Below are 12,094 nucleotides of genomic sequence, written 5' to 3'. Positions count from 1 at the left end.
CGGGAAAGCCCCGTTCCGCATCGCGGAACGGGGCTTTCGTGCACGGGGCCGATCAGTGGCTGTGGCCGTGACCGTGGCCGTGGCCGTGACCGTCGTTCTCCTCCTCGGCCGGCTTCTCGACGACCAGGGTCTCGGTCGTGAGCAGCAGGGAGGCGATGGAGGCGGCGTTCTCCAGGGCGGAGCGGGTGACCTTCACCGGGTCGATGACGCCGGCCTTGACCAGGTCGCCGTACTCGCCGGTGGCGGCGTTGAAGCCCTGGCCCTTCTCGAGCTCGGCAACCTTGGAGGTGATGACGTAGCCCTCCAGGCCGGCGTTCTCGGCGATCCAGCGCAGCGGCTCGACGACGGCGCGACGGACGACGGCGACACCGGTGCCCTCGTCGCCCTCCTTGCCGAGGTTGTCCTCGAGGACCTTGGCGGCGTGCACCAGAGCGGAGCCACCACCGGAGACGATGCCCTCCTCGACCGCGGCGCGGGTCGCGGAGATGGCGTCCTCCAGACGGTGCTTCTTCTCCTTCAGCTCCACCTCGGTGGCGGCGCCGACCTTGATCACGCACACGCCGCCGGCCAGCTTCGCAAGGCGCTCCTGGAGCTTCTCGCGGTCCCAGTCGGAGTCCGTGGCCTCGATCTCGGCCTTGATCTGGTTGACGCGGCCGAGGACGTCCTCGCTGTTGCCGGCGCCGTCCACGATCGTGGTGTCGTCCTTGGTGACGGTCACGCGGCGGGCGCTGCCCAGCACGTCCAGACCGGCCTGGTCGAGCTTGAGGCCGACCTCCTCGGCGATGACGGTGGCACCGGTGAGGGTGGCCATGTCCTGCAGCATCGCCTTGCGGCGGTCACCGAAGCCCGGGGCCTTGACGGCGACCGCGTTGAAGGTGCCGCGGATCTTGTTGACGACGAGGGTGGAGAGCGCCTCGCCCTCGACATCCTCGGCGATGATCAGCAGCGGCCTGGAGCCACCCGCCTGGATGACCTTCTCCAGCAGCGGCAGCAGGTCCTGGATGGAGGTGATCTTGCCCTGGTTGATCAGGATGTAGGGGTCCTCGAGGACGGCCTCCATCCGCTCCTGGTCCGTCACGAAGTACGGCGAGAGGTAGCCCTTGTCGAAGGCCATGCCCTCGGTGAACTCCAGCTCCAGGCCGAAGGTGTTGGACTCCTCGACGGTGATGACACCGTCCTTGCCGACCTTGTCCATCGCCTCGGCGATGAGCTCGCCGACCTGCTGGTCCTGCGCGGAGAGCGCGGCCACGGCGGCGATGTCGGTCTTGTCCTCGATCGGGCGGGCGGTGGCGAGGAGGTCCTCGGAGATCGCCTTGACCGCGGCGTCGATGCCCTTCTTCAGGGCGGCCGGGGAAGCGCCGGCGGCGACGTTGCGGAGACCCTCGCGGACCAGCGCCTGGGCCAGCACGGTGGCGGTGGTGGTGCCGTCACCCGCGATGTCGTTGGTCTTGGTCGCCACCTCCTTCACGAGCTGGGCGCCCAGGTTCTCGTACGGGTCGTCGATCTCGACCTCGCGGGCGATCGTGACACCGTCGTTGGTGATGGTGGGGGCGCCGAACTTCTTGTCGATGACGACGTTGCGGCCCTTGGGGCCGATCGTCACCTTGACCGTGTCGGCAAGCTTGTTGACGCCGCGCTCGAGGGCGCGACGGGCGTCCTCGTCGAACTTCAGGATCTTCGCCATGGGAGCGGTTCAGCCCTCTCGAAAAATCTGGGTTTCAACGAACTGCGCCCCTCGCCGCCCGGCAATCAGCGGGGTGACCAGGGGCGCAGCTCAAAGCATCTTGGTGCTTGGGTGAATTACTTCTCGACGATCGCGAGCACGTCGCGAGCCGAGAGGACGAGGTACTCCTCGCCGCTGTACTTCACCTCGGTGCCGCCGTACTTGCTGTACAGCACGATGTCGCCGACGTTGACGTCCAGCGGGAGACGCTGGCCGTCCTCGAACCGGCCCGGGCCCACGGCGAGGACGACGCCCTCCTGGGGCTTCTCCTTCGCGGTGTCCGGGATAACCAGGCCAGAGGCCGTGGTCTGCTCGGCGTCGAGCGGCTGGACCACGATGCGGTCCTCGAGCGGCTTGATGGCAACCTTGGAGCTGGCGGTCGTCACGATCCGACCTCCCCCTTCGGAGATCTCACGGGGTTAACTGTCTGAGGTGGCGACCAGGTCGATCCGTCGTCGCGGGTGCCGGACCTGCCCGTCGCTGTGTTGGCACTCACCGGTGGCGAGTGCCAGGCCCGAGACTATTCCGGCGATTAGCACTCGGTCAAGCGGAGTGCCAATTCACGCCATGGGCGTTGCGGAATACCGGCTTCCCATACTGCTCCAACCCCCCTGCCCGGGCCCCGTTCCGGGCCGCACCACGGCCACCCGCACATACGTCCGGGGATGCGTGCGGCGCGTGTCCGGGGTGCGCTTTTCGGCGCTGGTGCTCATGGGTCAGTGAGGAATCGATTCTCCAGGCGCGTAAGGATGATCAACGGACGACCCGAGGCATACCCCGCAGCCCGGCCGGGAACCCAGTGGCCGCAAGATCGAACCCCACTCCCCCGTGAGGAACCATGCGCATCCGCCACACCCTCGGCGCCGCCGCCGGTGCCGCCCTGCTCGTTCTGGCGCTCCCCACCTCGGCCGGCGCGGCCGAGGGCAGCTTCACGTACAAGTACCGGTCCCAGGACCGGGCCATGCTGAGCGGGAAGCTGGTCGACCCGCCGAGCGAGCAGTGCATCACGCTCGACGAGGCGGACGACCCGAAGGAGGTCCCGCCGGCGCACTCGCCGTACAACGGCACGGACGAGACGGCCACGGTCTTCGAGCAGCCCGGCTGTGAGGGCGACTCCTTCGACCTCGAAGCCGGGGCGCAGGGCTCCGCCAAGCTCGAGGTCCGCTCGGTGGTCTTCCATGACTGACGCCTGAGGCCATTCGGGCGGCGCGCGCCCCACACGTCCCATATGTGACAGTTGGGGGGTGCGCATCCTCGTGGTCGAAGACGAAGAAGGCCTCGCCGAAACCATTCGGCGAGGCCTCGCCGCTGACGGCCACCGGGTGGAAACGGCCCACGACGGCCACCGCGGCCTGGAACTCGCCCTCAGCGGCGGCCCCTACGACGTCGTCCTGCTCGACCTGATGCTCCCGGGCCTGTCCGGGTACGAGATCTGCGCCCGGCTGCGCGCCCACGGCGACCGCACCCCGGTGCTGATGCTGACCGCCCGGGACGGCGAGCACGACGAGGCCGAGGGCCTCGACCGCGGAGCCGACGACTACCTCACCAAGCCGTTCTCCTTCGTGGTGCTCGGCGCCCGGCTCCGGGCCCTGGCCCGCCGGGTCGGCACCCCCGAGCGCACCACCCTGCAGGCCGGCGATCTGTGCCTGGACCGCGAGTCCCGGCGCTGCCGCCGCGGCGCGGCCGAGATCGAACTGACCGCCCGCGAGCTGGCGGTGCTGGGGTGCCTGATGGAGCGGCCCGGGCAGGCCGTCGCCAAGCAGGACATCCTGGACGAGGTCTGGGAGGCCCCGGCCGGCATCGACCCGAACATCGTCGAGGTGTACGTCTCCTCGTTGCGCCGGAAGATCGACGCGCCGTTCGGCCGCCGCTCCATCCTCACCGTGCACGGCACCGGCTACCGGATGGCCGCGGACGGCGGCGCCGGCTGTACGGGCCAGGGCGGCAGCGGTGCGGCGGGGGCGGGTGGCGGCGGTGCGGGGTAGTTCCCTGCGCGCCCGGGCCGCCCTCGCGGCAGCCCTCGCCATGGCCGCCCTGCTGGCCGCCGGCGGCCTCTGGCTCCACCACCTGCTGCGCGCCAACCTCCTCGACAACACCGCGTCCCGCACCGAACTCGCCGCCCGCAAGGCCGCCGCCCAGGCGGACGCGCACGCCCTGCCGGCCGACGGCCGGCTGCCCGCCCCGGACGCGGGGGTGGACCTGGTCCTCGTCCTCGACGCGCACGGCCGGACCCTGGCCGCCGGCGGCAACACCCGGGCGGTGGCGCCGGCCGAGCTGGCCGGCGTACGGCCGCCGCCCGGGACGGATTCGCGGACCGTGATCCTTCCGGCCGACCGCCCGGGCGGTGAGCGGCGCGGGGTGGTCCTCGTCGAGGCGCAGGGCGCCGGGCCCGGCGAGCGGGTCACGGTGTACGCGATGACGGTGCTCGGCGATGTGGACGATGCCACCCGGGCCATCGCGCTCGGCCTGCTGGCGGGTGCGCCGCCGCTGATCGGGTTCGCGGCACTGCTGGCCTGGTGGGTGACCGGGCAGGCGCTGCGGCCGGTGACCGCGATCCGGAGCGGGCTGGCCGCGGTCACGGCGAGCCGGCTGGACCGGCGGGTGCCGGACCCGGGCGGGGCGGACGAGATCGCCCGGCTGGCCCGGACGGTCAACGACACCCTGGACCGGCTGGAGCGGTCCGACGCCCGGCAGCGGCAGTTCACCGCCGATGCCTCGCACGAGCTGCGCAATCCGCTGGCCGCCGTCCGGTCCCGGCTGGAGGTGGCGCTGGCCGGTGCGCCCCGGCCCGGCGACCGGCCGGACCGGGAGTCGGTCCGGGCGGCGCTGGCCGAGACCGACCGGCTCCAGCGGATCGCGGCGGACCTGCTGCTCTTGGCCCGGCTGGACGGCGGGGCCGACGGGGCGGCCGGGGAGCCCGTGGACCTGGCCCTGCTCGCGGCGGAGGACGCGGCCCGCCGTCCCGTGCCCCGGCCCCGGCAGGTCCGGCTGCGGGTGGAGGCCGAGGCTCCGGTCCCCGCCACGGGACGCCCGGCCCGGCTGGAGCGGGCCCTGGCCAATCTGGTGGACAACGCGCTGCGGCATGCCCGTACCGAGGTCGTCGTACGGGCGTACGCGGCGGCGCCGGGGACGGCCGCGGCCACCGCCGTCCTGGAGGTCCGCGACGACGGCCCCGGGATCCCGGCCGCCGACCGGGACCGGGTCTTCGAGCGCTTCGTACGGCTGGACGAGGACCGCGGCCGGACCGGCGGCGGCACCGGGCTGGGCCTGCCCATCGCCCGGGAGATCGCGCGGGCGCACGGCGGCGAGGTCACGGCCGGGGAGGCCCCGGGCGGCGGCACCCGGCTGGTACTGCGGCTGCCCGCGCACCGGCCCCGGCCCTGAGGCAGCCTTCGGGGATTCAGGGGTTCAGGGATTCAGGGATTCAGCTTTCCTTCAGCAGGCCCGCATCAGAATCGACAGGCATGAGCGCGCACCGAAGGAAGACCACGACGCCATCGGCACCCGGCCGGCACACGGCAGGGCGCCGGCGCCGGCGGAGGCCGCGCCGCATCATCCGCCTGCTGCTGACCACGGCCGCGGCCCTGACCGTCCTGGCGGGCGGCACCGCCTGGTACCTGTACCGGGACCTGGCCGGCAGCATCGGCAGTTCCAAGGCCCTGGAGGGCGCCGAGAAGTCGGCGCACGGGGACACCAACATCCTGCTGATGGGGCTGGACAGCCGGCGCGACCAGAACGGCGAGAAACTGCCGGAGCAGGTGCTCGACCGGCTGCACGCGGGCAGTTCCGACATCGGCGGCTACAACACGAACACGCTGATCCTGCTGCACGTCCCCGGCGACGGCGGCAAGGCGAAGGCCTTCTCCATACCCAGGGACGACTTCGTCGAGCTCAAGGGCATTCCCGGCTTCACCGGCAAGGACAAGATCAAGAAGGCGTACGGGCTGGCCAAGGCGGAGCAGGAGCGACGCCTGGCGGCGCAGGGGGTCACGGACCGGCGGCAGCTGGAGCGGGAAGGGCGCGAGGCGGGCCGGAAGGCGTCGATCGAGACGGTCCGGTCCTTCCTCGGGGTGCCGGTCGACCACTTCGCGGAACTCAACCTGGCGGGCTTCTACCACCTGGCGGACGCGCTGGACGGGGTTCCGGTGTGCCTGAACAAGGCGGTCAAGGACAAGAACTCGGGCGCCGACTTCCCGGCGGGCCGGCAGACCCTGAACGGGCAGCAGTCGCTGGCCTTCGTCCGGCAGCGGATGGGGCTGCCGAGGGGCGATCTGGACCGGACGAAGCGGCAGCAGGCGTTCCTGGCGGGGGCCACGCAGAAGCTGAACTCGGTCGGCACCTTCACCGACCCGGTCAAGCTGATCAAGCTGATCGACGCGGCGAAGAAGGACGTGGTGACGGACGAGGGCTGGGACCTCCTGGCGTTTGTGAAGCAGGCCAAGAACCTGTCCGGAGGGCGGGTGGAGTTCACCACACTGCCCGTGGAGGGGTTCGGAAGGAACCATGGGGAGGACATTAACGTCGTAGATGATATGAAGATAAAGCGCCGCATTGCCGAGCAGATCGGACCAAAGACTTCCGCCGACCCCACGGCCTCGGGCGACTCCGGCGCATCACAGGCTCCGGCCTCGGAACCGACCCCGCCGGCGAACTCCGCCGGGGGCCAGAACCGGCACCGGACGGAAGGGACCGCCATCGACGGCGGCGGCATCCCGTGCGTGGACTGAGGCCCTTGACGGTGGCGGGCGCCCGCCGCCGCACCGAAGCCCTGTTGCTCGTCCTGGTCGTCGGCATCGCCGTGTTCGGGCACGCCAATGCCGGCCTGTCGATGAACGGCGAGCTGCCCGCCGACCTCGCCGGCTTCGCCATCAGCCTGAGCCTGCTGTCCCTGGTGGGGCATCTGGGGGTGCGCCGGTTCGCCGCGTACGCGGATCCGCTGATCCTGCCGCTGGCGATGCTGCTCACCGGGCTGGGGCTGGTGCTGCTGCACCGGCTCGACCAGTCGTACATCGAGCGGTACGGCGGCGAGGCGAACGCACCGGGCCAGCTGCTGTGGACGGTCATCGGGGTGGCTTCGTGCGTGCTGGTGGTGGCGCTGCTGAAGGACCACCGGTTCCTGCAGCGGTTCATCTACCTCACGATGGCCGTGGCGCTGGTGCTGCTGATCGCCCCGGCGTTCATGCCGGCCGATACGTACGGCGCCAAGCGGTGGATCTTCATCGGGCCGTTCTCGGTGCAGCCCGGCGAGTTCGTGAAGATCATGATCGCGGTGTTCTTCGCCGGGTACCTGGTCGTCCACCGGGATGCGCTGGCGCTGGCCGGCCGGAAGTTCCTGGGGATGCGGCTGCCGCCGATGCGGCAGCTGGGGCCGATCATCACGGTGTGGATCCTGGCCATGCTGGTGCTCGTCTTCGAGCGGGACCTGGGCACCTCGCTGATCTTCTTCGGCGTCTTCGTGGTGATGCTGTACGTCGCCACCGAGCGCACCAGCTGGATCGTCTGCGGCGTCCTGATGGCGGCGGTGGGCGCGTTCGTGGTCGGCTCGACCGAGCCGCACGTCAAGAACCGCATCCAGGCCTGGCTCAACCCGATGGCCATCTTCCTGCCGGAGGGCCAGCGGCCCGACGGCCTGATCTCCGACCAGTCGGCCCAGGCCCTGTTCAGCTTCGGCACCGGCGGCATCTCCGGCACCGGCCTCGGCCAGGGACACCCGGAGCTGATCAAGTTCGCCGGCCGCTCGGACTTCATCCTGACCACGGTCGGCGAGGAGCTCGGGCTGGCCGGGGTGATGGCGGTGCTGGTCCTCTACGCGCTGCTGGTCCAGCGCGGCCTCCGGATGGCCCTCGGCGCACGCGACCCCTTCGGCAAACTCCTCGCCGTCGGCCTGGCCGCGTCGCTGGCCCTCCAGGTGTTCGTGGTGGCGGGCGGCGTGACCGGCCTGATCCCGTTGACCGGCAAGACCCTGCCGTTCCTGGCGAAGGGCGGCTCATCCCTGCTGGCCAACTGGATCATGATCGCCCTGCTGCTCCGCATCAGCGACAGCGCGGAACGACAACGCGAGGCGGACAGCCGCGCCACGACGGAACCCCCGGCAACCCTGGCGGCGTAGCGGGCCTGCTCCCTTGCCCCTCAGGCCGCCGGCCCCGGATGGTTCGCGGTGAGCAGGGCGATGACCTCGGACGGTGTGCCGGCGTGGGCGAGCGGCGCCCCGGTGTGGAAGCGGCGGAGGCGGAAGCGGCCGTCCGGGAGAGGGGTGACCACGGGCAGGTGAACCTCGTACGGGTACTCCGTGCAGGTGCTGAAGCCCAAGGTGTCGTGGCTGGTGAACGGGTAGAGCTGCCGCAGGGCCGGCACCTCGTACGCCGCCTCCAGGAGGGGGACGAGGCCCTGGTAGGTGCTCTCGGGCCAGAGGATCCGGTGGCGTTCACGCGTCCACCGGCGGCTCAGGATCAGCCGCTGCCACGTCACCTCGATCACGGCGGCCCGCCCGCTGCGGCGCGCCGCGGTCAGGTCGGGGAGGTCGGGCTTCGGGGGGAGGGGCTGCGTCACAGGTAGTCCTCCAGGCGGCCGATCCTGAAGCCCTGTTCCTGGATCTTCTGGAGCATCCGTGTGGTCATCTCGGTTTCCGTCGAGCCCTTGAGCTCGGACGGGCCGCGGAAGTGGGCCAGGATGATGTCGCCCGGTTTGAGGGCGGAGCCCTCTGCGTACTGGAGGTTGCGTATCTGCATCGACGCCCGCCACAGGACCAACGCCTCCGTCCCGCAGTCCTTGGCCGCGCGGAGGGTGTTGTCGTTGTAGTTGCCGTAGGGCGGGCGGAACAGGCGCGGGCGGGTGCCGAAGCGGGCTGCCAGGCGGTCCTGCTGGCCGCATATCTGGGCCTTCTGCGCCTCGTAGGAGAGGGTCCGCAGGTTGAGGTGGGACAGCGTGTGGTTGTTGATGACGCTGCCGTTGCCCAGGTCGCGGAGCTTCGCGAAGTGGTCGTAGCCCGCCGAGGCGACGCTGTCGGTGAGGAACATGCTGATCGGCAGCCGGAGGTCGGCCGCCATCTTCAGGAATTCGGGGTCGCGTTCGGCCCCGTCGTCGAAGGTGAGGAAGACGGTCTTCTCCCCCGCCGGCACGGGTATTCGGTCCACCACCGGAACCCGCCCCGGTGCGGCCTTCGGCAGTTCCGCCTTGCGGTCCGGTTTCGGTGCGAGCTCCACCGGGCGGGACAGGCCCCAGCGCCGGTGGCTTTCGGTTCCACCGGCTGCACCGGAAGGCGACGGTTTCGTCGGGGCGGATGCCGATGCGGATGCGGATCCCGATGCGGATGGCGCGGTCGGGCCGCCGTTCGCACCGCCGTCCCGGACTTCGCCCGTCGCCTTCCGGCCGAGCCGTTCGATGGGTTCCACGCTCTCCCCGCACCCTGCCAGGGAGAGCGCAAGCGCGCCGGCCGCCAGGAGTCCGGCCGTCAGCCGGCGCGCGCTCGTCACAGGTAGTCCTCCAGGCGGGCCACGGCGTATCCCTTGTCCGTGACGGTCTTCATCACCTGACGGATCATGTCAGGCATGGTGCCCTTCCAGTCCTCCCGGCCCCGGAAGTGCGTGAGGATGATGTCGCCGGGGTGGATGTCGCGGTCCCATTCGCGGTAGTCCATCTTGTCCGGGAACACCTCGGCGTTCCACAGCGGAACGTGCTTGATGCCGCAGGACTTGGCGGCGCGCAGGGTGTCCTCGTTGTAGTTGCCGTACGGCGGGCGGAAGACGGTGGGCCGCTTGCCGAACACCTTCTGCAGCGTCTCCTGCTGGCCGCAGATCTCCTGGCGCTGCTTCTCGTAGGAGAGGGCCGGCATGTAGCGGTGGTTCAGGGTGTGGTTGTTGAGGGTGACGCCGGCCGCCTGCATCTGCTTGAAGTACGGGTAGTTGTCCCGTACCAGGTAGTCGCTGAGGAAGGCGGTGTAGGGGATGTCGAGTTCCTTCATCATCTTCAGGAACTGGGGGTCCTTCTCCGCGCCGTCGTCGACGGTGAGGAAGACGATGTTCTCCTCGGTGGGGATGGTGGTGAACACCGGCGGGAGGCCCTCGTGGTCGTCGACCTCGAAGCCGTCGCGGGTTTCGATCTCCGGCTTCTCCTTGGGTGCGGCCGGGGCGCGCAGCGGGGTCTTGGCCAGCCCCCACCGCTTCACGGCGGCGAGCCGGGCCAGTTCCTTCTGCTTGCGCAGGGCGGCCGGGTTGACGGGTGCGCCGGCGGCGCCGGCCTCGCTGCCCGCCTTCGGCTTTTCCGGCTTGCCCGGTTGTCTGCCGGTCTCGGAGGAGCAGGCGGTGCCCAGGGCGGCGACCAGCAGCGCGGCCAGCGCCACCCCGAACCGGCCGCGCGAGCCGACAACCCGATGAGCTTTTTGTTCCTTTTTTCCTACTAGCTGCATAGCTGGGCATATTGTCAGGCGGCAGTGCGAGTCCCCGGACGACACCCGGACGACACCGCGACCGGATCCGCACTGTCCACCGGCTGGCGCACAATGAGCCGGTGAACCCGCACGATTTCGCCGCCCTCCGCACCCCCGAGGGCCTCGCCCTCCTCGACTCGCTGCGCGACTACGACCCCGCCCGCGAGCTCGCCGTCGCCACCCGGCTGCGCCGCGAGCACCCGGCCGGGCTGGTGTCCGCGGCCCTGGGGCAGGCCCGGCTGCGGCAGCGGGCGGTGGCGAAGTTCGGGGCGGAGGACGCGTACCGGATGTTCTTCACCCCCGGCGGGGTCGAGATGGCCACCCGGGCGAGCGTGGCCGCCTACCGCGCCGACCGGTTCTCCGCGCTCGGCGTACGCAGCCTCGCCGACCTGTGCTGCGGAATCGGCGGGGACGCCATCGCGCTGGCCCGGGCCGGCATCCGGGTGCTGGCCGTGGACCGAGACCCGCTCACCGCCGCCGTGGCCCGCGCCAATGCCGAGGCGCTGGGGCTGGAGGGGCTGATCGAGGTCCGGGAGGCGGATGTGACGGAGGTCGACACCGCCGGGTACGACGCCGTGTTCCTGGACCCGGCCCGGCGCGGCGGGCGCGGCCGGACCTTCGACCCGGAGGCCTACTCACCGCCGCTGTCCTGGGCCGTACGGGCCGCCGGCAGCGCCCGGTTCGCCGCCGTCAAGATCGCCCCCGGCATCCCGCACGAGGCCGTCCCGGCCGAGGCGGAGGCCGAGTGGATCTCCGACCACGGGGACGTGAAGGAAGCGGTGCTCTGGTTCGGCACCAGCCCCGGGGCGGTCCGGTCCACCCTGCTGCCGGGCCCGCACTCGCTGTGCCCCGGGAACCCGCTGCCCGATCCCGAGCCCGGCCCGGTCGGCCGCTGGCTCTACGAGCCGGACGGCGCCGTCATCCGCGCCCATCTGGTCGCCGAGGTCGCCGCGGAGCTCGACGGCCGGCTGATCGACCCGACCATCGCCTATGTCACCGCCGACGAGCTTCGCCCCACCCCGTACGCCACCGCGTACGAGATCACCGATGTGCTCCCCTTCAACCTGAAGAAGCTCAAGGCGCTGCTGCGCGAGCGCGAGGTGGGCATCCTGACCGTCAAGAAGCGCGGTTCGGCGATCGAGCCGGAGGAACTCCGCCGGAAGGTCAAGCCTCAGGGACGGAACGCGGCGACCGTGTTCCTCACCCGGGTGGCCGGGGCCCCGTCCGTGCTCATCGGCTCGCCCGCGTCGCCGGCCCGGTGAAGACCCGTGCCGCCCACCGGTAGTGGGCGGCGGCCTTGCCGGCGCCCAGCAGCCCGGTGACCCAGAGGATCATGCCGAGGCCGATGTAGTACGCGACCTCGGCGTACGTGGCGTACGTGGTCCCGTCCGGCCGGGCCGAGGCCGCCCAGCCGAAGGCCACCCAGAGGCCGGCCGCGCACAGCACGGCGGAGCTCAGCAGCCAGCCCAGGCTGCGGCCCGGCGCACACAGCCGCAGCCCGGCCGCCGGATGGCCGGCCGGGACCCCGGCGGGCGGCTCCGATTCGGCCCACGCGCACAGCAGTTGCCGCACCTCGCGGTCCCGCCGCGCACCCCAGGCGAACCAGAATCCGGCCGGCACCAGCACACCGAACCCGAGCGCGGCGAACACCGCGCCGATCACGGCGCCGAGGCCGTCGCCCTGTTCGAAGGACATCAGGGCCATGCCGAGGAAGGACCAGCCGAACGCGAAGACGGCGGCGACGGACCAGAGCAGCAGCAGCCGGGTGAGGCCGAGGCTCTGCCGCGCCAACTCGGCCAGGAACGTGGCCCGGTCGTCCCTCAGGACGGCCTCGTCATGCCAGGCGCGCAGGTGCGCCGGCGGCGGTGGGGGCGGCAGATGACGGCGAGGCATGCGCATGACCATAGCGGGACCGTGGTCCAGGAACGCCGGACTCCGCCACGACG

General features: G+C 71.4%; 12 protein-coding genes. 6 read left to right on the top strand and 6 right to left on the bottom strand.

The window, feature by feature from the left end; genetic code table 11:
- Positions 1-52 precede the first annotated feature (52 nt).
- Both groL and groES read right to left on the bottom strand, forming a co-directional pair.
- Positions 53-1,684: a chaperonin GroEL gene (groL, locus tag DEJ50_RS19725; protein WP_150209275.1), complete on the bottom strand. Its 1,632-nt coding sequence runs from the start codon at positions 1,682-1,684 to the stop codon at positions 53-55.
- Between the two features lie 116 nt (positions 1,685-1,800).
- Complete coding sequence (groES, locus tag DEJ50_RS19720) at positions 1,801-2,109, bottom strand: co-chaperone GroES (RefSeq protein WP_007265952.1); 309 nt, start codon at positions 2,107-2,109, stop codon at positions 1,801-1,803.
- Positions 2,110-2,561: 452 nt separating this feature from the next.
- Between groES and DEJ50_RS19715 the strand changes: the two genes are divergently transcribed.
- The 5 genes from DEJ50_RS19715 (at position 2,562) to DEJ50_RS19695 (ending at position 7,832) form a co-directional block, all read left to right on the top strand.
- Positions 2,562-2,909 carry a hypothetical protein gene (locus tag DEJ50_RS19715; protein WP_150209274.1) on the top strand — a complete coding sequence of 116 codons (348 nt, stop codon included), beginning with the start codon at positions 2,562-2,564 and terminating at the stop codon, positions 2,907-2,909.
- 58 nt (positions 2,910-2,967) lie between these two features.
- The gene (locus DEJ50_RS19710) at positions 2,968-3,708 is read left to right on the top strand and encodes a response regulator transcription factor (RefSeq protein WP_150209273.1); all 741 of its coding nucleotides are present in this window, start codon (positions 2,968-2,970) and stop codon (positions 3,706-3,708) included.
- Entirely contained in the window at positions 3,698-5,107 is a 1,410-nt protein-coding gene (locus tag DEJ50_RS19705) for a sensor histidine kinase (RefSeq protein ID WP_150209272.1), read from the top strand. The genes DEJ50_RS19710 and DEJ50_RS19705 overlap by 11 nt, the downstream gene beginning before the upstream one ends.
- Before the next feature lie 80 nt (positions 5,108-5,187).
- Positions 5,188-6,450 (top strand): LCP family protein, encoded by a 1,263-nt coding sequence (locus tag DEJ50_RS19700; protein ID WP_150209271.1) that lies wholly within the window; start codon positions 5,188-5,190, stop codon positions 6,448-6,450.
- Positions 6,451-6,455: 5 nt separating this feature from the next.
- Positions 6,456-7,832 carry an FtsW/RodA/SpoVE family cell cycle protein gene (locus tag DEJ50_RS19695; RefSeq protein WP_411757624.1) on the top strand — a complete coding sequence of 459 codons (1,377 nt, stop codon included), beginning with the start codon at positions 6,456-6,458 and terminating at the stop codon, positions 7,830-7,832.
- 20 nt (positions 7,833-7,852) lie between these two features.
- Here the strand turns inward: DEJ50_RS19695 and DEJ50_RS19690 are convergent, their stop codons facing one another.
- The 3 genes from DEJ50_RS19690 to DEJ50_RS19680 all read right to left on the bottom strand — a co-directional run bounded on the left by DEJ50_RS19690 (position 7,853) and on the right by DEJ50_RS19680 (position 10,127).
- Entirely contained in the window at positions 7,853-8,272 is a 420-nt protein-coding gene (locus tag DEJ50_RS19690) for a DUF6193 family natural product biosynthesis protein (protein WP_150209269.1), read from the bottom strand.
- Complete coding sequence (locus DEJ50_RS19685) at positions 8,269-8,925, bottom strand: polysaccharide deacetylase family protein (protein WP_317852549.1); 657 nt, start codon at positions 8,923-8,925, stop codon at positions 8,269-8,271. The genes DEJ50_RS19690 and DEJ50_RS19685 overlap by 4 nt, the downstream gene beginning before the upstream one ends.
- 266 nt (positions 8,926-9,191) lie before the next feature.
- Positions 9,192-10,127: a polysaccharide deacetylase family protein gene (locus DEJ50_RS19680; protein ID WP_150209268.1), complete on the bottom strand. Its 936-nt coding sequence runs from the start codon at positions 10,125-10,127 to the stop codon at positions 9,192-9,194.
- 101 nt (positions 10,128-10,228) lie between these two features.
- Between DEJ50_RS19680 and DEJ50_RS19675 the strand changes: the two genes are divergently transcribed.
- Entirely contained in the window at positions 10,229-11,410 is a 1,182-nt protein-coding gene (locus DEJ50_RS19675) for a class I SAM-dependent methyltransferase (protein WP_223837832.1), read from the top strand.
- On the opposite strand, the gene DEJ50_RS19670 is transcribed toward DEJ50_RS19675, so the two are convergent.
- Positions 11,379-12,041 carry a hypothetical protein gene (locus DEJ50_RS19670; protein ID WP_223837831.1) on the bottom strand — a complete coding sequence of 221 codons (663 nt, stop codon included), beginning with the start codon at positions 12,039-12,041 and terminating at the stop codon, positions 11,379-11,381. The genes DEJ50_RS19675 and DEJ50_RS19670 overlap by 32 nt on opposite strands.
- Positions 12,042-12,094: the final 53 nt, after the last annotated feature.

Source organism: Streptomyces venezuelae (assembly GCF_008642295.1).
Taxonomy (GTDB): Bacteria; Actinomycetota; Actinomycetes; order Streptomycetales; family Streptomycetaceae; genus Streptomyces; species Streptomyces venezuelae_C.
The sequence above is the reverse complement of the archived record's forward strand: the minus strand, read 5'-3'. Positions and strand labels throughout refer to the sequence as shown.

Bases quoted from the DNA above. Each gene is read 5' to 3' on its own strand.
- groL (WP_150209275.1), bottom strand. From the start codon at position 1,684: ATGGCGAAGATCCTGAAGTTCGACGAGGACGCCCGTCGCGCCCTCGAG.
- DEJ50_RS19715 (WP_150209274.1), top strand. From the start codon at position 2,562: ATGCGCATCCGCCACACCCTCGGCGCCGCCGCCGGTGCCGCCCTGCTC.
- DEJ50_RS19700 (WP_150209271.1), top strand. From the start codon at position 5,188: ATGAGCGCGCACCGAAGGAAGACCACGACGCCATCGGCACCCGGCCGG.
- DEJ50_RS19680 (WP_150209268.1), bottom strand. From the start codon at position 10,127: ATGCAGCTAGTAGGAAAAAAGGAACAAAAAGCTCATCGGGTTGTCGGC.
- DEJ50_RS19670 (WP_223837831.1), bottom strand. From the start codon at position 12,041: ATGCCTCGCCGTCATCTGCCGCCCCCACCGCCGCCGGCGCACCTGCGC.